This is a genomic window from Streptomyces sp. NPDC006512 (assembly GCF_040611935.1).
Classification (GTDB): Bacteria; Actinomycetota; Actinomycetes; order Streptomycetales; family Streptomycetaceae; genus Streptomyces.
Genome location: NZ_JBEXPG010000066.1, coordinates 25,082 through 51,810 on the forward strand (window position 1 = coordinate 25,082; position 26,729 = coordinate 51,810).

The 26,729-nt window shown below is 72.1% G+C and carries 22 protein-coding genes and 1 pseudogene; 11 read left to right on the forward strand and 12 right to left on the reverse strand.

Annotation, left to right across the window (positions count from 1 at the left end; all coding sequences use genetic code 11):
- Positions 1–26: 26 nt before the first annotated feature.
- Positions 27–656: pseudogene (locus ABZZ17_RS33155) on the reverse strand (phosphatase PAP2 family protein); the annotation flags it as partial.
- Between the two features lie 260 nt (positions 657–916).
- On the opposite strand from ABZZ17_RS33155, the gene ABZZ17_RS33160 reads away from it, so the two are divergent.
- Positions 917–1,408, forward strand: coding sequence for an SRPBCC family protein (locus tag ABZZ17_RS33160; protein WP_356881745.1), 492 nt, complete (start codon positions 917–919; stop codon positions 1,406–1,408).
- Positions 1,409–1,511: 103 nt separating this feature from the next.
- Here ABZZ17_RS33160 and ABZZ17_RS33165 read toward each other — a convergent pair whose 3' ends face one another.
- Positions 1,512–2,483, reverse strand: coding sequence for a WYL domain-containing protein (locus ABZZ17_RS33165; RefSeq protein WP_356881747.1), 972 nt, complete (start codon positions 2,481–2,483; stop codon positions 1,512–1,514).
- 97 nt (positions 2,484–2,580) lie between these two features.
- Here ABZZ17_RS33165 and ABZZ17_RS33170 point away from each other — a divergent pair, with 97 nt between their 5' ends.
- The gene (locus tag ABZZ17_RS33170) at positions 2,581–3,219 is read left to right on the forward strand and encodes a TIGR03086 family metal-binding protein (protein WP_356881749.1); all 639 of its coding nucleotides are present in this window, start codon (positions 2,581–2,583) and stop codon (positions 3,217–3,219) included.
- 7 nt (positions 3,220–3,226) lie between these two features.
- On the opposite strand, the gene ABZZ17_RS33175 is transcribed toward ABZZ17_RS33170, so the two are convergent.
- The 3 genes from ABZZ17_RS33175 to ABZZ17_RS33185 form a co-directional block, all read right to left on the reverse strand.
- Positions 3,227–5,320, reverse strand: coding sequence for a hypothetical protein (locus tag ABZZ17_RS33175; protein ID WP_356881751.1), 2,094 nt, complete (start codon positions 5,318–5,320; stop codon positions 3,227–3,229).
- A gap of 168 nt (positions 5,321–5,488) precedes the next feature.
- Positions 5,489–8,032 (reverse strand): hypothetical protein, encoded by a 2,544-nt coding sequence (locus ABZZ17_RS33180; RefSeq protein WP_356881753.1) that lies wholly within the window; start codon positions 8,030–8,032, stop codon positions 5,489–5,491.
- Positions 8,033–8,526: 494 nt separating this feature from the next.
- Positions 8,527–10,017 carry an MFS transporter gene (locus tag ABZZ17_RS33185; protein WP_356881755.1) on the reverse strand — a complete coding sequence of 497 codons (1,491 nt, stop codon included), beginning with the start codon at positions 10,015–10,017 and terminating at the stop codon, positions 8,527–8,529.
- 472 nt (positions 10,018–10,489) lie between these two features.
- Between ABZZ17_RS33185 and cpt the strand changes: the two genes are divergently transcribed.
- A complete protein-coding gene (gene cpt, locus ABZZ17_RS33190) occupies positions 10,490–11,023 on the forward strand; it encodes a chloramphenicol phosphotransferase CPT (RefSeq protein WP_356881757.1) in 534 nt (177 codons plus the stop codon).
- Between the two features lie 94 nt (positions 11,024–11,117).
- Here the strand turns inward: cpt and ABZZ17_RS33195 are convergent, their stop codons facing one another.
- Positions 11,118–12,308 carry a helix-turn-helix domain-containing protein gene (locus ABZZ17_RS33195; RefSeq protein ID WP_356881759.1) on the reverse strand — a complete coding sequence of 397 codons (1,191 nt, stop codon included), beginning with the start codon at positions 12,306–12,308 and terminating at the stop codon, positions 11,118–11,120.
- A gap of 236 nt (positions 12,309–12,544) precedes the next feature.
- On the opposite strand from ABZZ17_RS33195, the gene ABZZ17_RS33200 reads away from it, so the two are divergent.
- The 6 genes from ABZZ17_RS33200 to ABZZ17_RS33225 all read left to right on the forward strand — a co-directional run bounded on the left by ABZZ17_RS33200 (position 12,545) and on the right by ABZZ17_RS33225 (position 18,988).
- Positions 12,545–13,342 carry an ABC transporter ATP-binding protein gene (locus tag ABZZ17_RS33200; RefSeq protein ID WP_356881761.1) on the forward strand — a complete coding sequence of 266 codons (798 nt, stop codon included), beginning with the start codon at positions 12,545–12,547 and terminating at the stop codon, positions 13,340–13,342.
- Positions 13,339–14,133, forward strand: coding sequence for an ABC transporter ATP-binding protein (locus ABZZ17_RS33205; RefSeq protein ID WP_356881763.1), 795 nt, complete (start codon positions 13,339–13,341; stop codon positions 14,131–14,133). The genes ABZZ17_RS33200 and ABZZ17_RS33205 overlap by 4 nt, the downstream gene beginning before the upstream one ends.
- Positions 14,130–15,020: a branched-chain amino acid ABC transporter permease gene (locus ABZZ17_RS33210; protein WP_356881765.1), complete on the forward strand. Its 891-nt coding sequence runs from the start codon at positions 14,130–14,132 to the stop codon at positions 15,018–15,020. Before ABZZ17_RS33205 ends, ABZZ17_RS33210 begins: the two co-directional genes overlap by 4 nt.
- A complete protein-coding gene (locus ABZZ17_RS33215; RefSeq protein ID WP_356881767.1) occupies positions 15,013–16,149 on the forward strand; it encodes a branched-chain amino acid ABC transporter permease in 1,137 nt (378 codons plus the stop codon). The genes ABZZ17_RS33210 and ABZZ17_RS33215 overlap by 8 nt, the downstream gene beginning before the upstream one ends.
- A 26-nt stretch (positions 16,150–16,175) precedes the next feature.
- The gene (locus tag ABZZ17_RS33220; RefSeq protein WP_356881789.1) at positions 16,176–17,417 is read left to right on the forward strand and encodes an ABC transporter substrate-binding protein; all 1,242 of its coding nucleotides are present in this window, start codon (positions 16,176–16,178) and stop codon (positions 17,415–17,417) included.
- Between the two features lie 161 nt (positions 17,418–17,578).
- Positions 17,579–18,988, forward strand: a complete 1,410-nt coding sequence (locus tag ABZZ17_RS33225) for a hypothetical protein (RefSeq protein ID WP_356881769.1) — start codon at positions 17,579–17,581, stop codon at positions 18,986–18,988.
- Between the two features lie 425 nt (positions 18,989–19,413).
- On the opposite strand, the gene ABZZ17_RS33230 is transcribed toward ABZZ17_RS33225, so the two are convergent.
- Positions 19,414–19,926 carry a hypothetical protein gene (locus ABZZ17_RS33230; RefSeq protein WP_356881771.1) on the reverse strand — a complete coding sequence of 171 codons (513 nt, stop codon included), beginning with the start codon at positions 19,924–19,926 and terminating at the stop codon, positions 19,414–19,416.
- A 508-nt stretch (positions 19,927–20,434) separates the two neighbouring features.
- Here ABZZ17_RS33230 and ABZZ17_RS33235 point away from each other — a divergent pair.
- Positions 20,435–20,764, forward strand: a complete 330-nt coding sequence (locus ABZZ17_RS33235) for a hypothetical protein (protein ID WP_356881773.1) — start codon at positions 20,435–20,437, stop codon at positions 20,762–20,764.
- Positions 20,765–20,824: 60 nt separating this feature from the next.
- On the opposite strand, the gene ABZZ17_RS33240 is transcribed toward ABZZ17_RS33235, so the two are convergent.
- The 5 genes from ABZZ17_RS33240 to ABZZ17_RS33260 form a co-directional block, all read right to left on the reverse strand.
- Positions 20,825–21,208: a VOC family protein gene (locus ABZZ17_RS33240; protein ID WP_356881790.1), complete on the reverse strand. Its 384-nt coding sequence runs from the start codon at positions 21,206–21,208 to the stop codon at positions 20,825–20,827.
- A gap of 104 nt (positions 21,209–21,312) precedes the next feature.
- Positions 21,313–22,935 carry an MFS transporter gene (locus tag ABZZ17_RS33245; RefSeq protein WP_356881776.1) on the reverse strand — a complete coding sequence of 541 codons (1,623 nt, stop codon included), beginning with the start codon at positions 22,933–22,935 and terminating at the stop codon, positions 21,313–21,315.
- 290 nt (positions 22,936–23,225) lie between these two features.
- The gene (locus ABZZ17_RS33250) at positions 23,226–23,411 is read right to left on the reverse strand and encodes a hypothetical protein (protein ID WP_356881778.1); all 186 of its coding nucleotides are present in this window, start codon (positions 23,409–23,411) and stop codon (positions 23,226–23,228) included.
- A 114-nt stretch (positions 23,412–23,525) separates the two neighbouring features.
- Entirely contained in the window at positions 23,526–24,152 is a 627-nt protein-coding gene (locus tag ABZZ17_RS33255) for a hypothetical protein (protein ID WP_356881780.1), read from the reverse strand.
- 176 nt (positions 24,153–24,328) lie between these two features.
- Entirely contained in the window at positions 24,329–25,279 is a 951-nt protein-coding gene (locus ABZZ17_RS33260; protein WP_356881782.1) for an alpha/beta hydrolase, read from the reverse strand.
- 246 nt (positions 25,280–25,525) lie between these two features.
- Here ABZZ17_RS33260 and ABZZ17_RS33265 point away from each other — a divergent pair, with 246 nt between their 5' ends.
- Entirely contained in the window at positions 25,526–26,596 is a 1,071-nt protein-coding gene (locus tag ABZZ17_RS33265; RefSeq protein ID WP_356881783.1) for a DUF4034 domain-containing protein, read from the forward strand.
- The last annotated feature ends 133 nt before the right edge of the window (positions 26,597–26,729 follow it).

A 26,729-nucleotide genomic window follows, 5' to 3' on the forward strand; every position in this document is an offset into this window, starting at 1 on the left:
AGCACGAGGAGCCGCACCGTCACCACGGCCGTCGCGCCGAGCGCCGTGCCCGCCAGGACGTCGTGCGGATAGTGCACCCCGACCAGGACCCGCAGCAGGGCGGCCGCCGCGGCCACCGGCAGGGCCAGGGCCGCGAGCCGAGGCCGTATCAAGACCACACCGACGGCCAGCGCGACTGCCAGGGTGGCGTGGTTGCTGGGGAACGACCAGTCGCCCGGCGCCGGGCACGGTGCGAGGGCCGCGACCCCTGGCAGGGCGCGGCACGGACGTTCCTCGTCGACGAGGAGTTTGACCGCCTCGCTGGTTCCGTAGGCGACGACGGTGCCGACGGCCGCCACTGCCAGCCCGGCCAGGCCCAGCACGTCACGGCGGCGAAGGGCGCTCCAGCCGACCCAGGCCATGAGCAGGCCCAGGAACAGCAAAGTGCCCTCACTCGCCGCTTCCAAGACGGTCACGGCCCACGGCGGCCCGTCCGCCACACTCCCGGTCAGCGACCGGTAGGCCCTCGCTGAGAGGCCTGCCGTGACGTGTACCGGTTCGTTCGTGCCCAGTGTGCCGTCGGGAGCCAGCGAGACCACGGCCGCTGTGCCTGGCCCGGCCGACGCGACCGCCATCGACAGCCGTCGGCCCCATCCATATCGCTTGATCGAATCCATGTGCCGACGGTAGGAACACCGCAGGCAGAGCACCCTGGCCGAAGGACAGCCCGCTACCCCGACGATCGTCAGGGTTGACCGGTACGGGCCGGCTGCCACGGGCGGTGGCCGGGCCCGCCCACTATCAGCCGACACGTCGCCTCGCCTTCGCTGGGCGCGGGAATCGTGAGTCGGCGACCCGTATGGTTCCCCGCGGACACGATCCACTGACGCACGAGCCGCTCTTTGCCGTCCTTCAGAAGGAAAGAACGATGCGCCCCATGAAATACACCGAATCCATCGAGATCGCCCTGCCTCGGGAGAAGGTCGTCCAGCTGCTGGCCGACCCGGCACACCTGCCGAAATGGCTGCGGGGCCTGGTGCTCCACGAGCCGCTGAGCGGGGAGCACGGGCAGCTCGGCACCACGTCGCGGGTCGTGATGCAGATGGGCCAGCGGAAGATCGAGTGCACCGAGACCATCACCCGCCGGGAACCGGCAGACCTGCGCGAGATCCCGAAGACGAGCGTCGTGCACTTCGACCGCGAGATCGTCGGCGAGGGCATGTGGAGCGCCGTGCGCGACCGGCTGACCGAAGCCGGCCCCGAAACGACGCTCTGGGAGAGCGAGAACGAATACCGGTTCAGCGGATTCCTGATGAAGCTGGTGGGACTCCTGATGCCCGGCGCCTTCCGCAAGCAGTCGCAACAGCACATGCGGGACTTCAAGGCGTTCGCCGAGCAGGGAAAGGATGTCCGCGAAGCGACGGACTGAGCGAGCCGGGGAGGGCGGTGGGTCGTACCCTTCGCCGCCGTTTCCGGCGTCGGCCGATCGCCCGGCCCTGCCCGTCCTGGACTGGACTGGACTGGACTGGAAACTACCGGCCGTGGGGTGCGTTCGATTCCTCCCCCGCGTACATCCCCGTGAGTTCGGCGGCGATCCGGGCCAGCCACTGTCGTACCTCCGGCGGCTCCAGTACCTCGACCCGCGCGCCCAGCCCGGCCAGATGTCCTGCCAGGGCCTTGGCGGCCGGGCCGTCGACCCACACCTCGGTCCAGCCGTCGGGCAGCGGACCGCCGACGCGGACGCGGCCGCCGAGGAGCCGTTGCAGCAGGGCCAGCGCGTCGGGGTGGACGCGGGCCCGGGCGGTCACCGCGTACATGCCGTCCTGGAAGGCTCCGGACAGCGTCCGCCACGCCGTGGCGAGGTCGAAGTCGGGCGGCCGGGTCACCGGTTCGGCGGTCGGCTCGACGGAGGTGACCCGGCTGAGCCGGAAGGTGCGCAGGCCCTTGTCCGTACCGGCGACCAGGTAGTCCACGCCCGCCTTGGCCACGAGCCCGAGGGGGTCGACGGTGCGTTCGCCGGCTGGTTTGCCGACGCCCGCGTACCCGAGGCGGACGCGGATCCCGTCCACGACGGCGCCTTGGAGCGCGGAGCGGTGGGCGGCATCGGCGGTGACGGCGTTGCGGGACCAGTCCGTGGCGTCGACGACTTCCGCGCGGGTCGCGGCCTGGGCCTGCGCCCGCATGGTCGGTGGCAGGGCCCGGACCAGCTTGCGCAGGGTGGTGCGCAGTTCGGGGGTGGCCGACAGGGGGCCGGTGACGAGGAAGAGCGCCCGGGTCTCGTCGGCGGTCAGCCCGGTGAGGTCGGTACGGGCCCCGCCGACGAGGGACCAGCCGCCGCCGCGGCCGCGTTGCGAGTAGACGGGGATGCCGGCCGCGGCCAGGGCCTCCAGATCCCGGCGCGCGGTGCGCTCGGACACCTCCAGTTCGGCGGCCACTTCGGGGACGGTGACGCGGCCGCGTTCCTGGAGGAAGAGCAGCGCCGCCACCAGCCGGTCGGCTCTCATGTGCCCGTGTCCTCCTTGATGGGTGCCGTCTCGTCGCATTTCATTCTCTTCGGAAAACAGGCCAGAAGGTGGCCACTTTTCCTTACAGGATGAACCCATGAACAAAACCGAACAGCTCATCGAGACCCCGTCCGACTCCACCGGTACCGTCGCCGACCCCTCCTCCTCCTTCGATCCGCGGACCGACCTCGCCGCGGCCGTCGAGCTGGCGGGCCGGACCCTGGCCGCCGTCCGGCCCGATCGGTACGACGCCCCGACCCCCTGCGAGGAGTTCGACGTACGGCGGCTGTTGAGCCACCTCGTCGCCGTCGTGCGCCGCATCTCGGTGATCGGGCGCGGCGAGGACCCGTTCAGCGTCCCCTCCTTCGCCGACGAGATCGCCGACGGCGCGTGGGCGGCGGCCTGGGTTCCGGGTGCCCGTGAAGTCGCCGAGGTGTGGGCGGATCCGGGCGTCCTCGGCCGGCAGCTGCGCCTGCCGATGGGCGTCCTGCCGGGCGCGGCCGCCGCGGCCGTCTACACGCACGAGCTCACGGTGCACACCTGGGATCTGGCCACGGCGACCGGACAGGACCCGGACTGGGACCCGGCCCTCATCGAGCGGGTGATCGGCGTCGTACGCCGCGCGCTGCCGGCCGAAGCCCGCGGCGGGCCGATCCCCTTCGCAGAGGTGGTGGCCGTGGACCCGGGGGCCCCGGCCATCGACCGGCTGGTGGCCTGGGCCGGACGTCGGCCCTGAGGACGGTTCAGCGGTAGAGCCACCACTCCTCGTTGCCGTCGAGGAACCGGGATACGGCCGCCGCCTTCCCTCCCGTCTTGCCTCCTGTGTGCGCCGAGAGCGTGACGAAGCTTCGACCCGTCGTCGTACGCCCGAGGGTCACGTCACCGAACGGGTTGAACACCCAGCCGTACGCCGGCTCGACCGGCGAGTGCTGGGCGGGCGGCCGGTAGTCGCGGGGCGGCCGCGGAGGGATCGCGGGCAGCGGCCGCGGGTCGGCCGCCTGCCACTCGCCCTCGCCGAGGCGCAGCTGGTACACGACGGGCTGGAGCCGGTGGGTGAGGGCGCACACCTCGACGAGTTCGGGCGTCACCACGTGGGCGGCGAAACGGGCGTGCGGGGTCAGGCGGTCTTCGGGCCGGCCCAGCGGCCGGGGCGGCTCCCAGCCCCGGCCGGCCCGGTAGTCCGCGAGGTGCAGTCGCAGGTCGCGGCCGATGCCGAGGGCGAGCAGGTCGTCCTGGGTGGGGGCGAGGGCGACGAGCGCGCCCCCGGGCAGCAGGGGGGCCGCCTTGTCGACGACGGTGTGGGCCTTGCCGGGCCACTCGCCGCCGCGTGACCACCAGGCGTTGACCAGACGCCCGTCGCGGTCGAGGAAGACCACCTCGACGGTGCGTCCGCGCGAGGCGACGGCCGGGGAGCTGAAGGGGTGCAGCCGCAGGTCGCCCGCCATCGGCGCGGGCTCGCTCCAGGGCCCGTCCGCCGGGCGGCGCTGCGCGTAGAGCCGGTGTGCGGAGGACACGGTGAACAGGTGGACGGACCGGTCCTGCTGCCGGGCGGCGGCGAGGGCGCGGATCCGCCGTGCGCTGATCCCCGTCAGGGTGGGCACGACCGTACGGACCCAGGCGTTGCGCTGGAGCCGCCACTCGACCGGTACGCCGCCCCGGAGCTGGGAGAAGACGACGGCGGGCCGCTCGGGGGGTACCGCGACGATCGGTGCGTCGGGTTCCACCGCCAGGGCCGGGGTGGTTTCCGGGTGCGGCCCGGGCCGGCGGAGGCCGAGGAGGTGCAGCGGCATCATCGGCGGGGTGCCGGTGTCGCCGCCGCGGACGGGTTCGGCGAACGTGCCCCGCAGCACCTGCGGGTCGGGACGGCCCCCGAAGGCGGTCACCCTGGGTTCGGCGACGGGGAAGGCGGGGTTGCGGACCAGCGCGCAGTCGAAGTCGACCGGGGTCGTCGGGGTGAGGGAGCGTCGCACGCGGGTGATCGGCGATCCGCGCTGGGGCATGCGGTCGACGTAGAAGCGGAACTGGCGGCCCACGGGCCAGGCGTTCCAGGCGGGGGCGGCCGCGCCCGGCGGCGGTGTCACGAGCACCGGCCTCAGGGTGACCGAGGTGTGGGGCTCGCCCACTTCGATACGGGTGGGGTGCGCGGGGTCGAACGGCGGGACGACCGTGTTCGTGCTGCCCGGGTCGTTGACGTCGATCTCGACGTCCCAGACGAAGAGGTCGGGGCGGGCGCGCAGGAGGGGAACGGCGACGGGGGAATGGAGGTAGAACCCCGGCCGCATGGGCGGGGCGTCGCCGGGGCCGGGCAGTGCGAGTTCCTCGCACATGGCCAGGTAGTAGTCGCGCAGTGGCTGCTCGGCGCGGCCGTCGAGGTCGAGTTTCGCCGAGTTCTCGTTGTCGATCATGACCACACCGCCGGCCCAGCCCGGGTTGCGGCTTCCGATGATCGTCTTGATGTGCTGGGCGTGCAGCCGGCCCCGCTCCGGCGTCGGCTGGCCCGCGGGCGGGTGCGTGGACGGATGCGCGGAGGTGTCGTGGGAGCTGCTGTAGCCGATGTAGAAGAAGACGGTGCCCCAGCCATCGGCCGCCACCGCGGCCAGCCGGTCCATCCAGTGCCGGTCCCGGCTCCTGGAGGAGACCGTGAAGCTCTCGGGCGGGTTGCCCGGCACCGGGGGCCCGTCGATGTAGGCACCGGCGAACCGCAGGTTGGAGGCGTCGTACAGCTCGGTGAGCCAGCCGGGCGCCGGCGCCTCGGCCCGGTCGAACCCGAAGAGGTACGGCGCGATCCGCGGTGCCGGTACGGGCGGGCCCGCCGGTGCCTGGGCGGGGCGCGGCACCGGCGAGGGGGGCGGAGCGGGCCGCGCGGGCGCCGGCGGCGGAGCGGGCGGGCCGGCGCCGACCGCGGGCCTGGCGGGGCGGCTCGGCGACCGCGGTACGGCTGGGCGCGCGGGGCGCTGCGCCATGGGCATCTCCCGGTGCGGGGTTCGGGCGGGGGGCCGGTCCGGTCACGTCTCGGCGGTGGCGGCCGATTCCTTCCAGGCACCGCTCGCGTCCTGCTCCCAGACGGGCAGCGCCGTCTTGGTCTTGAGCCGGACGAGCTCGGTGGGAACCTCGATCTCCCACGGGTCCCCGACGGGGCGCTCGTCGCCGGGGGCGCCGGTGGCGCGGCGGATTTCCTCGGAGATGGGGACGTAGTCGGGCTGGTTGAGTCCGGGTACGGGTCCGCCGCCCCAGATCTTCCCGAACTGGACGAAGTACCGTACGTCGTCCTCGAAGCCGGGCCGGACCGGGAAGACGACCCGGGCGGCGCCGGCGCGCAGGAACTCCGCGAAGGTCGGGTCGATGTCGCTGGTGAGCGCCCGTGCACGCCACCGGGACTTCTGGGACCAGAAGTAGGGGTAGAGGAGGTACTGGATGTTCTCCCACTCGAAGGCCTGCTCGAAGAAGCGGATGTACGGACCCTGCTCCCGGGCGCGCTCCAGGTTGAGCTGCGGGAACTTCTCGACGGGATCTACCGTGATGGCGCCGAAGCCGTCGAACAGGTCCTGGGTGAGCAGGCTGATGCACGCCTTCTTCAGCTCACCGAGGATCAGGTCGCGGTTCTCGGCCGGGTTGCGCCCCTGCGGTCCCCCCAGCGCCTGGACCTGCGCCTCCGACACCGCCTTGTCGTACGCCTGCTTCATCCCCGTGTACGCGGTGACGATCGCGTCGTACGTCTTGTTCTGCCACTTCTCGTGGCTCTCGGGGGTGCGCGCGCAGCGCACGTCGAAGGTGGCCACGAAATTGCGCGTCTCGAAGGAACTGACACCGATGCCGAGGGAATTGCGGACCGGGCTGGCGAACGTGTAGGTGGAGGCAGTGCTGTCCCAGGTCCCCGCGGCGCCGACCGCCAGTTGCACGCTGGGGAAGGTCGATCCGCCGGGCGGGGCCATGCCGTTGCCCTTGAAGGTCCAGTGGAGCGAGATCGCCTCGTAGCCGTCGGGCAGGGCGATCTCCAGCGTCTTGTTGACCGCGCCGGGTTCCTCGCCGGTGGCTCCTTCGAGCGCTTTGCCGACGTCCGCCCAGTCGCCGGGTGCCGGTTCCAGGCCGGTGGCCCGGTACCGCCTTCCGATGTGCCGGTAGCTCGCCTCGGTCACCTCGGACGCGTCCTCGGTCAGCGGCGCCGGGAGTTCCGCGACGAGGGTCGTCTGGCCTTGCCGCTGGACCGCGTCGATGAGGAAGGCGGCGGGCTCGGGGACGATGGTGTCGAAGAGGAGCCGGCTGCCGTAGTTGTACATCTGGGCGCGAGTGACCCGGTTGACCCATTGGTAGAGGCCGCTGATGTTCGCGCCGCCGATGCCGGCCGCGCCGGGTTTGTTGTCGAAGGCGTGCTTGTTGAACTCCTCGAACTCCGCGATGGTCTTGCGGATGTGTGACTGCTTGGTCTTCTCGGAGAGCCTGGACGCGGCGCGGCTGGTGACGTCGCGCGAGACCGTGGATGCCTGCTTGAGGGAGTTCTCCTCGCTCCGGTTCTGCGCCACCGCCACGTCGGCCTTGACCTCGACGCTGAAGCCGTACCGTGCCGTCACGTTGAGGCCGGCCTTGAGGCTGGAGTCCTCCTTGACGACGCTGCTCGCCTCGCGCTGCAGGGAGAACCGGTCGGTGGTCTGGGTGTCGCGCTCCTCTTCCTTGGAGGTCTCCGTCTCGGTCGAGTAGGTGTCCTCGGAACGCTCGAAGCGCCGGGTCTCGCGCTCGCGGAGCTCCGACTTCAACACGTTCTCGATGTGGGAGAGTTCGCCGCCCTGGTAGCGAAGGATGTGCTCGCGGACCACGATGAGGTCGCCCACGCCGATCGGGCGCAGCACGCCGGGCTTGCCGAACGGCAGTTTCCCCGTGGGCGGGTTCTCGTAGCCGCTCCCGCCCGAGCCGGGTTGCGGATCGGGGTCGGCGGTCACCTCGAAAGCCATGCCCCGGCTCGCGTACAGGCCCGGTCGGGGCGGGCTCTGGCGGCGTCCGGTGGCGGCCGTGGTTCCGCCACCGGTACCGGCGGGCCCCTCGTCGGCCGCCGCCGTCGCTCCCTGGGGCTGCGGGGGCGGTGCGATCTCCACCGGGCGCCTGCGGAACGTACCGGTGGTGGCACCGGCGGACCGCTGGACCAGGTCGATGCCCTGCAGGATCAGGAGCAGGCGGGGGCCGCTCGACGGCTTGTCGTGGCCGGCCCGGAGGATCTCGATCGCGGCGTCCGCGAGGGTGACCAGGTCCTGCTTCCACTCGTTCGTGGTGACCAACTGGGCGGGTTTCTTGCCGTACTTCTGCTCGGCGGCGGTCGAGATCGCGGCGCAGGTGTGGTCGGGGCCGTCCCCGAGGGCCGTGTTGAAGGCGAGGTGGGCCGCCTTGAGCACGGTCCGCCCCAGGATCTCCTCCAGGGTGCCGGGGTGCTCGGGCGGAATCTCGCCGCCGGTGGCGCTCGTGGCGCCTGCGGTGTTCGGCGGGGTGGAGTGTTTGATCGGGAAGCGGCCCTCGACCGCCTCGGCCGGCCGGATGACCGTAAAGCGCAGCAGTTCATCCACGGCATTCTCCTGACCTGGGGCGGCGCGGGGAGTGAGCGATGCGGGTCACCATCCGGTTTGTAGCGGGTCGAACCCGCCGGACAACAGGGGCCGGCACCGGGACTCACCCGGGTGAGTGACGTGCTTCACCGCTGAAACGGCACTGCATCACCAGCACTGAACCCGACCCTGGCGCCGCAACCCCACACCGTGCGGTCAGCGGGGCGAGTCATCAGCCCAGGACGGCGTCCAAGATCTCCTCCACCCAGTACCCCAGGCGGTGCCGGCGGCTGCAGAACCGCTTCGGGCGCCGCCACCGGCCGCGCTCGTCGAGCGGCCGACGGCACTGCTTGCAGTGCCTCACGCGTATCCGATCCCCCATGGCCGGTGACTCTAGCGGCCACGACCGGCCCGAAGACCACTGGGCCGTGCCCCGGTCTCGCGGTAACGGCCTACGGAGAACCATGGGGAAGGCCCAGGCCCCGGCCGGCGTCGTGCCGGGGCCTGGGGGTGGGTCAGTCGGCCTGGCTGTTGGCCTCCTTGGGCAGGCAGAACATCAGGGCCCACATCAGGGTGAGGAGGCTGCCGACCCACCACAGCGCGGTGGTGAACGCGTCGCGGTTGGGTCCTGCGTCGGGTGAACCGCCGGTGGTGGCGAAGAACACCAGGGCGGTCAGCGCGGTGCCGAAGGCGATGCCCAGGTGCATGGCGGTGTTGAACAGGCCCGACGCGGACCCGGCGTCCTCGTGCGGGACCCTGGCCAGCGTCATGTCGGCGAGCGGGCCGCCGACCATGCCGAGGCCGAAGCCGATCAGTACCACCGGTGCGGTCATCGCCGCGAGGGTCAGGTCCCCCTGAAGCCTGTCGGCCTGGAGTCCGTAGGCGGCCGTCGAGGCGAGCGTGATCAGGGCTCCGGCCTGGGGCAGGCGGCGGGCGAAACGCCCGCCGCTCTTCGCCGCGATCGTCGCACCGGCCAGTTCTCCCAGGGAGAGCAGTACGAAGGCCAGGGCCGCGTGGAAGGGACTCATGCCCAGACCGCGCTGGAGGTAGAGCGTCCAGGTCATGAAGAACAGGCCGCACAGCAGGCCGAGCGTCAGCTGCGCGGTCAGCCCGCCGGAGAACTGCCCGCTCCGGAAGAGGGACAGAGCGACGAGCGGAGCGTCCTGCTCGCGCTGCTGGTGGCGCAGGAAGGCGCCGAGCGCGAGGAGGCCGGTGGCGAGCATGGCGAAGCACCACAGGGGCCAGTGGTGGGTGTGGCCCTCGCTGAGCGGGAAGATGATCAGGACGATGGCCAGTGCGGACAGCAGCATGCCGGTCAGGTCGAGCCGGTCGGCCTTCCGGACGGTCGACTCGGGGATGAACCTGCGTCCCAGGACGAGTACGGCGATGCCGACGGGCACGTTGATCAGGAAGATCGGCCGCCAGGACAGTCCGAACAGGTTGGCCTCGGTGAGCAGGCCCCCCAGGACCGGGCCCAGCACGTTGGCGAGCGAGAGGACTGCTCCGTAGAGGCCGAAGGCCTTGCTGCGGCTCTCGCCCTCGAAGGTGACGTGGAGGGTGGCCAGGACCTGCGGGATCATCAGGGCCACTCCGGCGCCCTGGAGCACGCGGGCACCGATCAGCACACCGGTGCCGGTCGCGAGGCCGCACAGCAGTGAGGCCGCGGTGAAGACGACGGTGCCGATCAGGAGGATCTTGCGTCGTCCGTGGATGTCACCCAGACGTCCGCCGGTGATCAGTCCGACGGCGACGGTCAGTGAGTAGCCGGCGGTCAGCCATTGCACGGCGGCCGGTCCGGCACCGGTCGACGACTGGATCGCGGGCAGGGCGGTGAGGACGACCGACTGGTCGAGGATGTCCATGAGTTCGGCGACCAGGAGCACGACGAGGGCGATCCGGGCGGCCGAGGCCGTCTTCGAGTGGTCGGGAGCTTGGTGGTCCGGTGCTGGATGGTCCGGGGACTGGGTGGTGTGCTGCGGCTCGTTTCCGAGCGCGGAGGAAGACACGACGGGACTCCTGATCCAAATGAAACGGGGAGCCCTGCCGACAGCCGCACCGGGGCCGGAAAACACGGAACCCGGGGCAGACGGCAGAGCTGCACCCGGGAAAGACGGAAAACTGCGGGGAGGGTGACGCAACTCAGGCCAGCGCGACGTCCGCCCCCGGACACGTGCGACAACACAGCACGCGGGGAACACGGACGACTACACGGCCTGGTTGATAGGACGTCACCTCAAGATCGACATACGCAAAGGAACAGGGAATCCGGTCACTGCCACCGATACCTCGGCACAGGAACCGCTTCACCATACGACACCCCCGGTCCCCGCCGCACACCAGCTGTGCGACGTCGTGCGCGGGGCCGCGGACGAGCTGCTCCGAGTGCCGTGCCCGGGAGGTTCACCGGGTTGTGCCAGCAGAGCAGTGTGTCCCGATATCCCTTGCGTGCCCACGGGGCAGGCGCCGTACCGTGGCGCGGTGACGATTCAGGTGATCATTCTCAACGGTGGTTCCAGCTCGGGGAAGTCCGGGATTGCACGGTGCCTGCAGGCAGTACTGCCGGATCCGTGGCTGACGTTCGGATGCGACTCGTTGGTCGACGCCCTGCCCGCGAAGATGCGGGCGTCGGACGGTGGGATCGTGTTCGCGGCGGACGGCGGGGTGAACGTCGGGGTGGAGTTCCGGGCGCTGGAGGCGGCCTGGATGGACGGCGTCGCGGCGATGGCCCGGGCAGGCGCCGGGGTCATCATCGATGACGTCTTCCTCGGCGGAGCAGGGTCCCAGCGGCGGTGGCGGAAGGCCCTCGGCGAACTGTCCGTGCTGTGGGTCGGCGTCAGGTGTGAGGGCGCGGTCGCCGCAGGCCGTGAGCTCGCACGAGGAGACCGCATCCGGGGGATGGCCGCGTCGCAGGCGGATGTGGTGCACGAGGCCGTGGTCTATGACCTGGAGGTGGACACGACCCGTACCGAGTCCCTGGTCTGTGCGAGAACCATCGCCGCCCACGTCAGCTGATCGCCGGAACGGCTCCCGGCTGCCTGGACGGCAGCATCGAGCGATTTCTCCTGTCCAGCCACGCTTTCACCGGACTCGTCTGTGGGTGGTGTGGTCAGCCGCCCGACAGGCGGTAGGCGTCCCGTGCCAAGGTCAGGGCGATCAGGTCGCGGGGACGGGAGAGGGACGTCGAGGTGAGGTGTTCCAGTCGGCGCAGGCGGTTGAAGACCGTGTTGCGGTGGCAGTACAGCCGGCTCGCGGCGCGGCCCGCCGAGCCCTCCGCCGCCAGCCAGGCGTCGAGGGTCTCCAGGAGCATCGCCCGGTCCGCCGGGTCCAGGTCCAGCAGGGGGCCGAGGACGGCGTGGACGAGCTCCGCCGAGAGTTCGGGCTGGCGCACCACCAGCGCGGTGGGCAGCCGGTCGGCCAGCTGCACCAGTACCCGTTCCTCCTGCCCGCAGGTGCGGAGCGCCGTCTCCGCCAGTCGCCGGGCCCGGCCCAGTTCGGCCAGTCCGTCCACCACCGGGCTGATGCCGCCCGGTCCCGGACAGCGGTCCGCGAGCTCCGCCGCGAGGTCGGCCGGCGAGGAGTCGCCCAACGCCACCACGGCCAGTTCCCGCTCGGTGCGCATCCGCCAGAACAGCCGCATCCCGTTCGCCGCCGCCACCCGGTGCACCGATTCGCCCCGGTCGGCCGGGAGCACCACCACCACGTACCGTCCCTGTTCGGGCAGGTCCAGGGCGAGTGCCACCTGGGCGGCCAGGGCCTGCGAGGTGTCCCCCTCCAGCAGGGCGTCCAGGAGGGCCTGCACCCTCTCGTCGCTGCGCCGGCGCATCTCCACCTCCGTGGTGCGGTACGCCTCGGCGGTCGCGGTCGCCTGCTGCTCGATGCCCGCCCACATGGCCCCGGCCGCGCGGGCCAGCACCGGCAGCGCCTCCGGCTCCTTCTCGGTGACGATGTCCAGCAGCGCGTCCCAGGTCAGCCGCCCCGCCCTGCGGTACGCGTAGAGCAGGAGGTCCAGCGGCAACCCCTGCTCGGCGCGCCGGCGGCCCAACTCCTCGGCGTACGCGAGGTCCTTGCGCGGGGCGGACCGGCGGGCGGCGAAGGCCTCGATCCCGTAGTGCATGGCCTCGCTGACCTGTTGCCAGTGCTCGTCGCGCGGGACCGCCAGGTCGAAGAGCGGCGAGTGCTTCGCCAGGTCCTCGATGAGGTGGTCGGTGAGTCCGGGGATGTCGGCTATCAGCACGTCCGCCGCCGACAGCAGGACCGTCCATTCCTCTTCCGTGCGCGTTCTGCGTCCGCCGCCCATGGCCGCCGAGGATGCCACCCGTCTCGGCCGCCGTCAGGGGCGCGCGCAGCAGGTCTGTGCCGGTGCACAACGCGTTCCGGTTCCGGCTGGTCATCGGCAGCGATTCCGCATCCGGGCGTGGACGGGTGCCCCGGCCCGGTGTTGGGGTGTGCGCCAGCACAGAGGCCGCATGGAAGGCCCTGCGAAGGCCCGTTTGGGCTGTGCCCGTCTGGGCCGTGCAGAGGAAGGAGGAGGACGTGGGTTCGCTACAGGTGCGCGCGCTGTCCGTCGGCTACGGGCCGGTCCGGGCCCTGCGCTCGGTGTCGCTCGACGTGCCGGCCGGCGCGGTGGTCGTCGTGCTCGGCGGCAACGGCGCGGGGAAGTCGACGCTGCTGCGCGCGGTGTCACGGTCGCTCGGGTTCCACCGCGGCGCCGTGACGGGCGGGAGCATCAGCTTCGACGGCAGGCCGCTGGACGGACTCGGTCCGGACCGGGTCGTCGCCGCGGGAGTGGTACAGGTCCCCGAGGGGCGGCAGGTGTTCACGCGGATGACCGTCGCGGACAACCTGCGGGCCGGGGCACTGGGCGGCCGCGCGGGATCCCGCGCCGACACCGCCCGCTCCCTCGCCCGGGTCCACGAGCTGTTCCCCGTACTGGGCCGGCGGGCGCGGCAGCGCGCCGGGCTGCTGTCCGGCGGCGAGCAGCAGATGCTCGCACTGGGACGCGCCCTGATGGCCCGCCCCCGCCTGCTGCTGCTCGACGAACCCACCCTCGGGCTGGCGCCCAGGATGGCCGCCACCATCGCGGAGACCATCACCGAGATCAACGCCTCGGGCGCCTCGGTCCTCCTCGTCGAGCAGAACGCCGCACTGGCGTTGCGCCTCTCCTCCCACGCGTACGTCCTGGAGGTCGGCGAGGTGACCCTCGACGGCCCGGCCGCCGAGCTGGCCGCCTCGGACGAGGTGCGGCGCCGCTACCTCGGCATCTCCGATGGGGACGGCTCCGTACCGGCTCCCTCCCGGGAGCGGCGTGAGCTGGGCAGGTGGTCGGCGTGAGCGCGCCCCCGTCCCCTCCCCCGCCGTTGACCGTCACCGACGTCACCGTCCGCTTCTCCGGCCTGACCGCCCTCGACTCCGTGTCCTTCGCTGTGGAACCCGGCAGCGTCCACGCCGTCATCGGGCCCAACGGGGCGGGCAAGTCAACCTGCTTCAACGTGCTGTCCGGGGTGTACCGGGCCTCCGCCGGCAGCGTCCGGTTCGGGGACGCCGAGCTGACGGGCCTCGCCCCGCACGCCGTCGCGGACCTCGGCATCGCCCGTACCTTCCAGAACCTGGCGCTGCCCCCGCACACCAGCGTCGCAGACAGCCTCCTGCTGGGCCGCCACCGGCTGATGCGGTCCGGGTTCCTGGCCGCGGGGCTGCGGCTGCCCGCCGCCGCCCGGGAGGAGCGCCGGCACCGTGAACGGGTGCGGGAGATAGCCGAGTTCGTCGGCCTGGAAGAACACCTGGCGGCGCCCGCGGGTTCCCTGCCGTACGGGAAGCAGAAGCTCGTCGAGCTGGCCCGGGCGCTGTGCACCGAGCCCCGGTTGCTGCTCCTGGACGAGCCCGTCGCCGGCATGACGGCGGACGAGAGGCAGCGTACGGCCGCCGTCATCGCCGGCGTCCGGGATGGCCTCGGCATCTCGATCGTGCTGGTCGAACACGACATGGGGGTGGTGATGCGGCTCGCGGACGCGGTGACCGTACTGGACTTCGGCAGGCGCATCGGCGGCGGAACTCCCGCGCAGGTGCAGAACGATCCCGCGGTGGTCCGCGCGTACCTCGGAGAGGAGGAGCCGGCCGCATGACCACTTTCCTCGAACTGCTCCTCGGCGGGCTCTCCATGGGATCCGTCTACGCGCTGATCGCCCTCGGCTTCGTGGTCATCTTCAAGGCGACCGAGGTGGTCAACTTCGCCCACGCCTCCCTGCTGCTGGCGGGCGGGTACGTCACGGCGACGCTGCACGAGGAGCTCGGTTTCTGGGGCGCCCTCCTGACGGGCGTGCTCACGGCGGCGGCGGTGGGGGCGGCGATCGAGTTCCTGGTGATGCGGCGCTACCGGGGCCAGGACCAGAACGTGCTCGCCATCGTGACCATCGGCGTCGACATCCTCCTCATCACCGACCTCACCCGGCGCATCGGCACGGACGTGCTCTCGCTCGGCGATCCGTGGGGCGATCGCGTCGTCCACTTCGGGCCGGTCACGGTGCCCCAGACGAGGATCGCGGCGATCCTCGCCGCCGGCCTGCTGATCACGGTCTTCCTGCTCGTGTTCCGCCACACCTCCTGGGGCGTGGCCATGCGCGCCACCGCCGAACGGCCGGAGACGGCAGCGCTGATGGGCGTACGGCTGGGTCGGGTCTCGCTCGCGGCCTGGGCGGTGGCGGGGGCCCTGGCCGCCGTGGCCGCGCTCTTCCTGACGGTCTTTCCCACCCCCGGTCTGGAGCGGGCCACCTCCCTCGCCGCGCTGAAGGCCTTCCCGGCCGCGATCCTCGGCGGCCTCGACTCCACGTCGGGCGCTCTGGCGGGCGGCCTGATCATCGGAGTCACCGAGGCGCTCGCCACCGGCTACCAGAGCCAGTTGGCCTTCCTCGGCCGCGGCATCGGCGACCTCGCTCCGTACCTGGTGATGGTCGCGGTCCTGCTGGTCCGCCCCGCCGGACTCCTCGGCACGAAGGAGCTCGCCCGTGTCTGACACCCGCAGCGCCGTGCGGCGCACCGGGGCCGCCGCCTCCCGGGCGGCCGGCCGGCCTCGGTCGGCGAGCGTCCGGAGCGTGTGCGCGGCAGCCGCGGGCCTGGTGCTCCTCGCGCTGCCGTTCTACCTCGACCGGTTCTGGCTCCAGGCCGGGCTGTTCGCGATCGCCGCCGCCATCGGGGCCATCGGGCTCAACCTGCTCACCGGGGCCACCGGTCAGCTGTCGATGGGCCACGCCTTCTTCCTCGCCGTCGGCGCGTACGGGTACTGCGCGCTCGCCGGGGACGGCGGCGCGTCCGGCGGCCACACCCTGGTCGGGCTCGGCCTGCCCGGCTGGCTCGCGGCCGCCCTGGCCGTCGCCCTCGCCGGGGCGGCGGGCGGTCTCTTCAGCCCCATCGCCGGCCGTCTGCGCGGGGCGTACCTCGGCATCGCCACCCTCGCGCTGATCTTCATCGGCCAGCACCTGCTGTTCAACGCGACCAGCCTCACCGGCGGCTTCAACGGCCGTGCCGTGGAGCCGCTGTCCCTCTTCGGCTTCACCTTCGACGACACCGAGACCGTCATCGCCTCCGTCCCCTTCCACTCCGCGGAGAAGCTCTGGTACGTGGCTCTGGCCGCTCTCCTCGGCGGCGCCCTGTTCGCGCGCGGGGTCCTGCGGGGCCGGCCCGGCCGGGCCATGAACGCCCTGCGCGACCACAGCATCGCCGCGGGGGTCATGGGGGTGGCGGTCGCCCGGTACCGGGCCGCCGTCTTCGTCCTGTCGTCCATGTACGCGGGGCTCGCCGGCGTCCTGCTCGCCCTCGTCTTCCAGCGGACCGTGCCCGACTACTTCGGCATGGTCCTGTCCCTGGAGTACCTGGCCATGATCGTGATCGGCGGCCTGGGTACGGTCTCGGGCGCCGTCGTCGGCGCCGTCTTCGTCTCCCTGCTGCCGCAACTGCTCACCCGCTACGGCGACGCCCTCCCGCTGGTGTCCGCCCCCGGAACGGGCGGGGTGTCGCCGGGCGAGGCCTCCCGCTACCTCTACGGCGCGGCGGTCGTCGCGGTCGTCCTGTTCCTGCCCGGCGGCCTCACGGGCGTCACCCGGACCGTCCGGAACCGCACCACACCCCCGAAGGAGCGAACGTGAACAGAAGAAGGCTCTCTGCCGCGGCCCTGGCGGCCGCGCTCGTCCTGACCGGCGCCGCCGGGTGCAGCGGCAAGGCGAAGCCCGCCGCGGGCACCGCCGGGGACGAGCCGGCCGCGGGCGGGGTCAAGGCCGGGGTCGGGGTGAGCGACAAGACCATCCGGCTCGGCTCGCTCACCGACATGACGGGCGTCTACGCGTCCCTCGGCAAGAGCGTCACCCAGGCCCAGCAGTTGTGGGCCAAACAGACCAATGCCGCCGGCGGCATCTGCGGCCGCACCGTCGAGCTGGAGGTGCGCGACCACGGTTACGACCCGCAGAAGGCCCTCGCCGCCTACACCGAACTGGAGCCCCTGGTGCTGGGCTTCACCCAGTTCATCGGCTCCCCGTTCGTCTCGGCGGTCAAGGAGCGGATCGACGGCCGGGACAAGGGCCTGGTCATCCCGCAGGCCTGGTCGGCCTCGCTGCTGGGCAGCCCGTACATCCGTACGGTGGGCGCGACGTACGACGTGGAGACCATCAACGCCGTCGGCTTCCTCCTGGACCAGAAGCGGATCGCCTCGGGCGACAGGATCGGGCACGTGTACTTCGAGGGCGACTACGGCGAGAACGCGTTGACCGGGGCCAAGGCCGTGGCCGCGGAGGCCGGGTTGACCGTCGTCGAGCAGAAGATCAAGCCGACCGACAACGACATGACGGCCCAGGTCGCCGCACTCAAGCAGGCCGGGGTCAAGGCCGTGGTGATCAGCGCCGGGCCCCGCCAGGCCGCCTCGCTCGTCGGGGTGGCCGCGGCGGGCGGCTGGAACGTGCCGATCGTCGGCAACAACTCGGCCTTCGCCCCGCAGCTGTTGGCCACACCTGCCGGTGCTGCTTTGCAGAAGGACTACTACGTCGCCTCCTCCGCCCTGCCGATCGGCTCCGCGGAGGCGGACCCGGCCGCGCTGGCGGCCGCGTACAAGGCGGAGTACCCGGACTCCGGGCTCGACAACGGTGTGGTGGCCGGCTTCACCGCCGGCGCCCTGTTCGGCGAAGTGCTGAAGAAGGCGTGCGCCGACAAGGACCTGACCCGGGAGGGCATCCGTGCGGCGCTGCTGAGCCTGAAGTCCTACGACAACGGCTTCGGCATCACCCACGACTTCTCGGACCCGAAGGCGCCCTCCACCCGGCAGAGCGTGATCCTGAAGCCCGACGCCGGGGTCCCGGGCGGCATGAAGGTGGTGAAGGAAGCCGCGGCGGCGCCCGCCGCGACGAAGTTCACGCCCACGCCCTGAAGATTCCCGGCCGGACAACTCGGTTCGGGTCCGGTCCTGTTGTGGTGGAAGCCGTGGGCGGGCACGCTTCAGGCATCGGACCTGGCGGGCAGACTGGCCGGGAAGGCACGGGTGAGTGAGGGGGCTGGGATGGGCATACGGGGGCGCGTGGCGGTGGTTCGGTGACGGCGTATCACATCAAGTATCTGCCGGTCGGGGCTCTGCCCGGAGACGGTGCCGGCACCTGGTCGGTGGCCCGGGACGGTGTCGCGTCCCGGTCCCGGGGCGGCGTCGCGACCTGGCCGGTGGCCGACGCCGAACGGTGGCGGAAGGCGGCCGTCCCGGCCGTTCTCGCCCCGGCCGTGGGCGGCTGGGTCCTGGCCGTCCTGGTGGCGGCGGCGTACGTCATGCTGTTCGGGCTCTCGTCCGCGTCCGCTGCCTGGCACAGCGGGCCCGGGGACGGGACGGACTGGCGGAGGTATCCGGGTCTGATCCTGCTGACCGCCTTGCCGCTCTGGTACCGGCACGTTCCGGTCGCGGCCGTACCGGCGGCCGTGTTCGTCGCCGTGGAAGCAGTTCTGGTTCTCGGCCGGCCCGGCGGCGTGGACCAGCCCGCGAGGGCGGGGTGGGTGGTCATCCTCGCCGCCTGCGCCGTCGCGTTCACAGGAAGCTGTCTGCGGCTGCGGGCCCGACGCAGACAGCGGGCGCTGGCCCTCGCCGCTGCGGGAGGGCGCCGCTTCCCACTGCCCGAAGGCACCCCGGAATCGGACGGCCACCGCGGACACCGGCAGGTCTACCTCGGGCTGGTGCTCTGCCTGGTCTCCGCCGCCATCCTCGCCGACGGCCTGTTCGGGGGATCGACCGCGCCCGACGTCGCCTATGACGCCGTCGGGGAACAGGGCGTCGCTCTGGTGCTCCTCGTGGCCGGTACGACCATTTACGGCCGGGGCCAGCTCGCTTACCGGGCGGCCCGGCGGTTGCACGGGGAGCCGCAGCCGGCCCTGATCGTAGGCGTGCGCGCCGGGGCGGACGGGCGCCACTGGGTGTGCTCGGACGCCCGGACCCGCTCGGCGGCGCCTCTGATCGCGTACGTTCCCCGCAAGAGCGACACCCACGCCAGGACGCGCCTCCTGGGCAGCGGCTCGGCGTACGGAGCGGGGAACGGGCACCACGACATCGACCCCGAGCACGAGCCCTTCGAAGCGGTCCTCTACGGCACCCTCGCTGAGGGCGACGAAGTCGTCCTCGAATACGCCTGTGCCGAATACCACCAGCAGGAGATGGGGCGGATGTACGCGACCGTGACGACTGTCCCGCTCCGCCCGGACCGCCGCCACGGGCTGGGCCCGTGGGAGCCGGCGGACGGCGCTGCCCGGCAGCGCGAGCGGCTCCGCGAGGAGCGGGAGCGCGAGGAGCGCTACCGGGAGGCGCAGCGCGCGGCGGAGGCGCGCCGCCGGAACGCCCCGCGCGGCTCGTCGTCACGGGGGCGCGGGAGCGGCTCGTCGTCCCGGGGGCGTGGGAGCGGCTCGGGCAACCGGTACAACGGCGGCGGCTGCGGCTCCGGTTGCGGGTCGGGTTGCGGGGGCGACTGAGCGTCGGCAGTCGTCGACACCGAGTGGTCAGCGGCCCCGGGTGCCGACGGCGGGTATGCCCGGTCCGAGACGCCCGTCGGTACGGGGCCCAGGGAGCCTGCGCCGGCTGCTGGTGGCCGATCGCCCGGTTACGGCCGGCCGGATGAGGATGAGGATGAGGGAGGGAGCTGGTGGAGTCGAGCACCCGACGGCACGCCCAGTACCGCTAAAACTGTCCGATCGCGCCGCCTCCCCGCGTGCGGGCGGGACGCTGATGTCGTCCCCGGGGCACCGGGACCGGCGGGATGCTCTACCCGACCGGCACGGCGAGCAGCCCGTGTCGCCGACCCGACCACCCTGGCCGGGCGCGGCCCTGGCCTGTGCGCGCGGAACTCCTTCGCGTGGTGCCGCTCCCGGACCACACCCAGCGGGCCCGCCCGACGGACCTACCCTCTCGGCCCCCGCGTCGCTTCCTGCCGCCGGAGGGCCTCTCGACAGGTCTGGCCGGAGTGGGTGGCCACCATGGTCAGGCGTTGCAGGATGCCGCCGTCGTGGACCTCCAGGCGCCAGGCGCCGCTGGTCAGCGCCACGGCTGGTACGGCTCCCCCTCGCCGGGCCGTGACCTGCCAGCCGCGTTCCGTCAGGGCGGCTTCGAGGGCCGCCATTTGCCTCTCGTCCGCGGGGCCGCTGCCGACCCAGTCGGCTAGGCAGTCGGCAAGCTCCCCCTCGGCAAGGGGCCACACCTCACCCCGGGGCATCCCCGTGGCCGTGGCGGCGGCAGCGAGTTCCGCCGTGACCGCGGCACGCGAGGGATCCCCGCCGGCCCGCGCGGGGGTTTTCGCCGTCGCGGACCGCTCCGGGACCCAGCCGTCCGCAGCCGTCGCACCGGCCGAACAGCCCGCCACCGCGGCCGCCGCGATCGCGGCGGCCGCTGCGCCGGCCCACCTGATGCCTCTCACCTTCGTACTCCCCGCGCTCCGCCGCCGGGCACCGTTCGCCCGGCGGCGGACCACAGGCTAGTCGTAGACGACCCGACCGATGCCTAGTGCCTTGGCCAGGAGGACGACGAGGTCTGCGGGGTAGCCGGCGCGGATGCGATCGTCGGCCCGGTCAGAGTCACCGTGACCGCGTTGGTCGGGCGCGATCATCCGCCAGACCGGCCCGAGGGCCGGGGCCCGGACCGCGAAGGACTGAACCTCAGAGGTGCTCCTGCGGCGCGAGCGGGGGCCTCCCGGCGCCGTGGGAGTCCCAGTACGACAGGGCATGGTCGCCGGCGGTCAGAGAGAGGGCGGCGGGATCGGGGCTGCGAGGACCGGCCGCGGACGGGCTCGCGTCATCGGCGTGCGGCGGCGCGAGCGAGGCCGGCTCGCCTCGCACTCGCCCGGCATACATCCCACACTGATACCGGAATCCCATGCGCCGGGCGGGTGCCGTCCAACCGGTGAGGCGGAAGGCGGAAGGCTGACCATGGTCATCACCCATCAGATCACCGACGACACCCTCCGCATCCAGGTCCCCCGGGAATTGGACATCACCAACCGCGCCGCGGCCGCCTTGCAGATCGAGGCGCTCGTCCATACCCACCGCCCCCGCCAGGTCACCGTCGAACTCCCGACGTCCCACCCCTCCCCCATGACTCTCAGCGCCCTGGCCCGCGCCCACCGAATGTGCCAGAGCCTGGGCATCCCCCTCACCGCGACAGGTCCCGACCGGCAACCACGCCCGAACCCCCTGGGCACCGCTGCCCTCGCGCCCCGGACCCAACGGCTGGAACACGGCGCGCGGCACGACCACTGACCACCAACGCATCGCCGTGGTGCGGGGTGCCCCGTCTATCGATGCGCGGGCAGTGCCGTTTCACTCGGGTGGCTCCTGCGTTCCCTGACCAGCCCTGACGAGGCAGAAGGGGTGCCCCGCCGGGTCGGTGAGCACGCGCCACTTGCCCTCCCCGGGCTGCCGATCCGGCTTGCCCGCTCCCAGTTCCAGCAGGCGAGACTCGGCCTCTTCCACGTCGGCAACGTCGAAGCAGAGGTGCAGCTGCTGGGGGACGGTCTGGTCGGGCCAGCTCGGAGGCTGATGGTCCTCGACCCGCTGGAAGCCGATGAGGAGCCCGTGCTCACCGTTGAGGCCGGCGAAGTCGGCGTCCGATTTCGGATGGGGGGCGAGGCCGGTGGCCTGCTGGTAGAACGCCGCGAGAGCGAGCGGGTCAGGGCAGTCGAGCGTTATCGCACTCAGCTTCATCTTCAAGGAACTTTCCCCTCTGATCGATCATCGACTGCCGCTCCACACCTTAGGGGCTCCTGCTCACGGTTGAGCTGCTAGCGGTCGGTCAGCCGACTGGCCCCTCAGGCTCCCGGTCCGTTCGGTCGCTCGGGGGTGGCGGTGGCGGAGTCCTCGGTGTAGTAGCGCAGGAGGAGTTCCCGCTCGGCGTCCCGGTGCGGGAACCTGAAGAAGATCAGCAGTGCGCCCAGGGCGATCGCGGCCAGGCCGACGGTGTACGCCCAGTCGTCGCCGTGGAGGAAGGACTGGCGTGCCGCCGCGACGATCTGGTCGGCGTACTGGGGGTGCTGCTGGGCGACCTCGCCGGCGGAGGCGAACGACTTCGTCAGCTCGCTCTGGACCTGGTCCGACACGTCCTTGCCCTCGGGGGAAGCGGCGATCGCCGCGCTGAAGGCCGAGGCGTACCCGGCGATGAGGAGCACGCCCATGACGGACTGCATGATGGCCCCGCCGAGGTCCCGTTGCAGGTCAGCGGTGCCCGAGGCCATGCCGGCCCGTCGCACGGGCACCGATCCGGTCAGCGAGTGCGATGCGGGCGTCCCGGCGAAGCCGGCGCCGATGCCGACGAGGACGTAGGCGAGGCCGATCTGCCAGTAGCTGCTGTCCTCGCTCCAGAACAGCAGCATCCAGCCGAAGGCGAGGAAGAGGAACAGGTAGCCGAACAGCAGGGTGGTGCGGGCGCCGTGCGTCTCGACCAGCTTCGCGGACCGTGGTGCCACGAGCACCATCATCACGACGAGGGGGAGGATGGCGGCGCCGGCTTCGACGGCGTTGTACTGGAGCACGTTCTGCAGGTACTGCTGGCTGATGAACGCCGACCCCATCATGGAGCCGAACACGATGATTCCCGCGCATGCGGCGACCCAGAACGTGCGCCGGCGGGCGATGTGGAGGTCGTACAGCGGGTTGGGGGCCCGGCGCTGGCGCCAGATGAACGCCGCTCCGGCCACGAGGGCGACCACGATGAGGCCGACGGCCAGTGCCCCCTCATTGGGGACGACGGCGAAGTTGATCCCCAGCACCAGTCCGGCGATCAGGAGGACGGACAGGATGCCGCCGAGGTTGTCCACCGGTTCGGTCGACTCGTTGGCGTGCGCGGGGACGAACAGCAGGGCCATGACCAGGGCGACCACGGCGAGGGGCAGGGTGACGAGGAAGACCGACCCCCAGTAGAAGTGCTGGAGCAGCGCGCCCGCGATCACCGGCCCGAGCATGGAGATGCCGCCGCCCAGCGCCGACCACAGCGCGATCGACTTCGTCCGCCCCGGCCCCGCCCACAGGGCGGTGATCAGCGCCAGGGTGGTCGGGTAGGCCATGCCGGCCGAGAGTCCGCCGAGGATCCGGGCCAGTACGAGGACGGTGTCGCTCGGCGCGTACGCGGCGAGCAGGCAGGCGGGAATGGACAGGGCGACGCCGAGGATCAGGAGCAGCTTGCGCCCGTGGCGGTCGCCGATCGCACCCAGATAGAGCACCGATGCGGCCAGGCCGAGGGAGTACCCGACGGCGACCATGTTCAGCGCGGTCTGGGAGGAGTCGAAGGCCTTCCCGATCGCGGGCAGCGCCACGTTGGCCACCGACAGGTTCAGGTTGGCCACCGCGGCCACGGTGATCAGGGACGCCAGAACGAGCGGCGCCCGCGCCGGGGCCTCACGCGGAACGTCGGTGCGGGGCGCGCCGTTTTTCGACATGGAACCTCCGGGGCGAAGTGGGGCTTCGCAAGAGTCTTGCCTGATCCACGGTGCCGCACATCGCCCCATTGGGATGACACGCCCACCGTCGCTGACGCGGTCCACCCGCCCTGCTGGTGCCCGCCGCGGTTCTCGGACCGCTCGCGCGGTCCGCGGTGTCGCCGGAGGCAGCGGGGGTGGCCGCCTGCGTGCGGGCCTCGGCCACCTCGATCAGACCCGTCGCACCGCGCCTTCGTTTTCGTCGCGCCGTCGGCGCGGTCGTCACGCGGCGAAATGTCCCGCCCCGTGTTTCAGGTCAGGCGGACGCGACGGGCGATGTGCGATTTCATCCCGGGGCCGGGCTCCCGCGGGGTGGTGCGGCGTGCGGTCAGGACGGCCCGCAGGGCGGCGACCTCGCCCAGGGAGTCGGCCCGGCCGAGTTCATGGTCGAAGACCGGCGGGCCGTCGCGTCGTCGGAGGAGTGGACGAGTCCCCAAACAGCCAATACCAGGGCCTGTTGCAACAGTCGATCTTGCCGACGCCAGGGTTCCTACCTGCCCCCGAATGCCGCGGAAGCCTCCGGGGGTACGGTCACGTCGGTCGGACGCCGGTCAGCCGGTGGCCACGGCGATGACGATGAACGTCGCGTAGAAGAGCAGGGACAGGGCCATCGGCACCGAGACGACCAATGCCTGCGGGCGCCGCCGCAACTGCTTGCCGGGGTCCAGCGGGGGGCGGAATCCGCCCTGCGGGGCCGTGAGCCCGGCGAACGTCGACCTCGGGCCGAGGTTGCGCAGCACCGTGATCGGGGTGAGCAGCAGGGACATCGGCCCCCACCAGCCCTGCCAGAGCGTCTTCGCGGACATGTCCCGGACGGTCGCGGTCCCGCAGTCACGGCAGAACGGCCCCTGCACGCTCAGCGAGCGCATCATCAGGACCAGGCCCTGGTGACCCCTGACGGTCGCGTGCGCCGCCGGCTGCGCGCCGCACAGCCGGCAGCCGGGGCCGCCCTGCGGCGGTGCCTGGTGGCCCGGGTAGGGGGCGGGGGCGCCCTGCTGGGGCGGGCCCGCGGCGAACGGGTTCCCGTGGCCGGGGGGCTGCTGCTGCGCGTACGGATTGCCGTGCCCCGGCGGCTGCTGGGGCTGCTGGGCGTACGGGTTGCCCTGGCCGGGCTGCTGGGCGTACGGGTTGTGCTGGTGCTGCGGGACCGAGCCCTGCTGCGGTGGTGGAGTGGCCACGATGGTCCCCTCGGAGGTGTCGGTTCGGTCACCTGGGGCGGTGATCAAGGCACCCTAGCGGGATTCATCATGTCCCCAACAATCGGTCGAGGGTCCGGCCAGCACCGACGGCGAGCGCCGCTGCTGCTCGACGGCCGCGGCGAGGTCGGGGAAGTCCGCGTCGGCGGCCCTCGCGGCTACGCGTCCGCGGCACCCCGGGCCGCCGCCGGATCGAGGGAGTCGACGTCCTCCATGAAGCTCAGCATCCGGCCGTTGACCAGGTCGGGGTGGTCGAGCTGCGGGCCGTGACCGGTCGCGGCGACGATCTCGGCGCGGGCGCCGGGGATCAGGCGCGGTACGCGTTCCAGCTGCCGCTTGGGGTGTACGAGCAGGCTGCGCTTGCCCATGATCAGGTAGAACGGCGTGCGGATCGAGCCCAGTTCGGCGTCCGAGAGCGGCAGTGGTGCGGGGCGGCGGATCCGGAAGGCCTTCACGCCGGCCTGGATCCACGTACGCAGCTCGGGAACGATGATCACCGGCTGTTCCAGCCAGGCGGCGAGGCGGGGGCGCCACGCCTTGGGGGCGTAGGTGGCGAAGAGACTGGCGAAGATCCAGACGAAGAAGCGCAGGCCCACCTTTTCCAGGCCGCCCGGGTCCAGGGCGGTGACGGAGGCGAGCCGTCCGGGCCTGAGGTGGACCTGGTTGATGACCAGCCAGCCGCCGTACGAGGAGCCGACCAGGTGGACCTTGTCGAGGCCCAGCGCGTCGAGGGCCTCGTCCATCCACTGCGCCGCACGCTCGGGCTGCCACATGGGCTCGCGCTGGACGCTGCGGCCGGGGTCGCCGGGAGTGTCGAGGGCATAGACGGGCCGGTCGGCGCTGAGCGCCACGGTGTTGGGGTACCACTGCGCGGAGCAGCCGCCCGAACCGTGTATCAGGACCACGGGCGTGCGGGACTCGGCTGCCGGGTCCGTGGGTCCGTACCGGTAGACGTGGGTGGTGCCGAAGCTCGTCTCGACGTCCGTCTCGGATCGGATGGGCGCTCCCTTCGCGTAGAGGACTTCGCAGGTGGCGAAGTAGCGGTCGCGCAGCTCGTCGCTCACGTAGCGGCCGATGTCTCGTCGCGCTCGGGTCGTGTTCTCGGGCACGGGGCACCTCCAGGCAGATCCGTTCTTCGTGATACGAACGTACCATATTGTTGATACAGCGGTACCACGAAGATGGTTCGGGCCGAGCCGGAACGCGAGCCCCCGAACCACCCACCCCACCCACGGCCGCAGACAGCTGTACGGCTCCTACCTCGAGGAAGGCGGGTGGACCCGAGACCGAAACGAGTCCGGTACTTTGCCGCAGCGTTCGCTTGCCGTGACCCTGACCAGGGATGATGACCCCTCGTGCTCACCAACATCATCACCGTCGTCGGTCTGGCCACCCTCCTCTGGGCGCTCGTCCACACCACCCGCAACGTCGTCCGCAACCGCAAGGCCCGGCACTTCGACGCCTCCGCCTACGGCCTCGTCCCCCGCGAGCAGCTCGACAGCCGGCGCTCCGGCCCGCCCGGAGAGGAGCCGGCACTGCGCCTCGCCGTCGAGGCCGCCCTCAACGGCGCCTGGGAACCCGCCGCCGGGCTCCTCGCGGACACCGCGGAACGCCAGGACTGGGCGGAGCGCTGGCGGCTCGTCGAGGTGTTCGCGGATCTGGCCGTGGAGGACGAGCGCTGGCTGCGGATCTGGCGCGCCAAGCGGCCGCAGGACGCGGACGCCGTCGTCGTACACGCCCACGCCCTGCTGCTCCGCGCCTGGGCTGCGCGCGGCGAGAAGTACATCAAGCAGACCTCCGATGAGCAGGTGGCCCTGTTCGGCGAGCTGCTGCCGACCTCCATGTACGCCGCCCAGGAGGCGGCCAGGCTGGCACCGGGCGATCCGTCGCCGTGGATCACGATGGTCGCCGCCGCGCGGGGACTGGGGGTCCCGCACGACGAGTTCCGCCGCCTGTGGAGCGAGGTCACGAACCGTGCGCCGCAGCACTACGACGCGCACTGGCAGGCCCTCCAGTACTGGTGCGAGAAGTGGCACGGCTCCCACCAGCTGATGTTCAAGTTCGCCAAGCAGGCCGCCGCCGCGGCTCCGGCCGGAAGCCTGATCTCGGGCATCTACCTGCACGCCGTGTACGAAGCGGCCCTCCAGGACGGCGATGCGGCCTACCGCACCTGGGCCACCAAGCCCATGCTCGCCCGCATTCAGGCCGATCTGGCGCAGGCCGACCCTGCGGACCGCCGGCTTCCCGCGATACGGCACCTGTACGCCGCCGTACTCGTGAAGACGGGGCGGTACGCGGAGGCCCTGGCGCAGTTCCGGCTCATCGGCGGGTGGTGCGGAGCGGCTCCCTGGACCGACAACCAGGATGCCGCGGCGGCATTCCACCACGCGCGTGGCCTGGCGGCCCTCCACTCGGGTCGCCCCTGAGAGGCACAGGAAGAGACGGCTGGACCGGAAAAAGCGGCCTAGGCAGTGTCTTCAAAGGGGCTTTAGCCAGAGGAACAGGGATGCGATGGTGACGGCTGCCTGGTAGGACTCGCGGGTTTTGTCGTAGCGAGTG

Coding starts and splice junctions, on each gene's coding strand:
- ABZZ17_RS33170 (WP_356881749.1), top strand. CDS start 2,581: ATGAACAAAACCGAACAGCTCATCGAGACCCCGTCCGACTCCACCGGT.
- ABZZ17_RS33240 (WP_356881790.1), bottom strand. CDS start 21,208: ATGAAGCTGAGTGCGATAACGCTCGACTGCCCTGACCCGCTCGCTCTC.
- ABZZ17_RS33245 (WP_356881776.1), bottom strand. CDS start 22,935: ATGTCGAAAAACGGCGCGCCCCGCACCGACGTTCCGCGTGAGGCCCCG.
- ABZZ17_RS33210 (WP_356881765.1), top strand. CDS start 14,130: ATGACCACTTTCCTCGAACTGCTCCTCGGCGGGCTCTCCATGGGATCC.
- ABZZ17_RS33235 (WP_356881773.1), top strand. CDS start 20,435: ATGGTCATCACCCATCAGATCACCGACGACACCCTCCGCATCCAGGTC.
- ABZZ17_RS33195 (WP_356881759.1), bottom strand. CDS start 12,308: ATGGGCGGCGGACGCAGAACGCGCACGGAAGAGGAATGGACGGTCCTG.
- ABZZ17_RS33165 (WP_356881747.1), bottom strand. CDS start 2,483: ATGAGAGCCGACCGGCTGGTGGCGGCGCTGCTCTTCCTCCAGGAACGC.
- ABZZ17_RS33160 (WP_356881745.1), top strand. CDS start 917: ATGAAATACACCGAATCCATCGAGATCGCCCTGCCTCGGGAGAAGGTC.